The sequence below is a fragment of the Actinomadura logoneensis genome (assembly GCF_003428695.1).
Lineage (GTDB): Bacteria > Actinomycetota > Actinomycetes > Streptosporangiales > Streptosporangiaceae > Spirillospora > Spirillospora logoneensis.
Genome location: NZ_QURH01000466.1, coordinates 1 through 1,085, shown reverse-complemented (window position 1 = coordinate 1,085; position 1,085 = coordinate 1). Strand labels below are relative to the sequence as shown.

The window sequence follows — 1,085 nt, the reverse complement described above, 5'->3', positions numbered from 1 at the left end:
GGCGGCGGCGCGTCCGGAAGGGGTTCCGGCGGCGGCGCGGTGGTCCGGGGGGTGGTCGTCCGCGCGGACGGCCGCCGCCCAGATGTCGTCGAGGGTCCGCGGCAGCGTCCGGCGCGGCGTCCAGCCGAGCGCGCGCCGGGCCAGCCCGGTGTCCGCGCGCTGCCAGTCGGCCCCGGCCGACCTGGCCCCGTCGCCGGTCACCGGACGCAGGACGAGGTCGAACGGCACCCCGCTCGCCTCGGCGAGCAGCCGCACCACCTCGGCGGCGGTCCGGGCGGTCCCGGACCCGATGTTGAAGCACCACTCGTCGCCGGGGCGCGCGGTGGCCGCGGCGACGACCGCCTCGGCGACGTCGCGGGCGTCCACGTAGTCGCGGTGCTGGCGGAGGTCCAGCAGGTCGAGTCCCGCGCGTCCGCCGTCCGCGCGGGCCGCGAGCAGGACCCGCAGCGCGCGCCCGAGGACGCTGGCCGGGGACATCCCGGGTCCGATCGCGTTGAACACGCGGAGCACGACGGCGTCCAGCCCGTGCCCGTCGGCCACCGCGCGCAGCCGCCGCGTGCCGAGCAGCTTCGACCGCCCGTACGCGGTCGCCGGTGCGGCGGGCACGCGCTCGTCCACGGCGGTGTGCGGCGGGACCGGCCCGTACTCCAGGCACGACCCCAGGTGGACGAGCCGGGCGCGCGACCCGGCGTCGGCCATCGCCAGCGCGACCGACTCGGGCACGTCGCTGTTCGCGACGGCCATATCCGCCGGGTCCGGACGCCAGATCAGCCCGGCGGCGTTGACGACCAGCGCCGGACGCAGCCCGCGCAACGCCTCGGCCAGCACCCCGCGCAACGCGTCCGATGGGTCTCCGGGCGATGGCCTCTCGGGTGGCAGGGCCACGGCCGGGGCGGTCGTGGCGCGGCGGGAGGCGACGGTGACGTCCCATCCGTCCGCCGCGAGCGCGGCCACGATGTGGCGGCCCAGGAACCCCGTCCCGCCGACGACCAGCGCGCGCGGCCGTCCCGGCGTCCGGTCCGCGGGTCCGGGCGTGGTCACGGGGCCACGGCCCCGGCGCGGCGCCGGATCGCGGCGGCGAGGTC

Annotated in this window: 1 protein-coding gene; it reads right to left on the bottom strand. The window is 79.5% G+C overall.

All coding sequences use genetic code 11. From position 1 onward, the window contains the following. The coding region (locus tag DZF91_RS23355) for an NAD-dependent epimerase/dehydratase family protein (RefSeq protein ID WP_147341308.1) at positions 1 to 1,041 on the bottom strand (1,041 nt) is incomplete at its 3' end. Between the last annotated feature and the right edge of the window lie 44 nt (positions 1,042 to 1,085).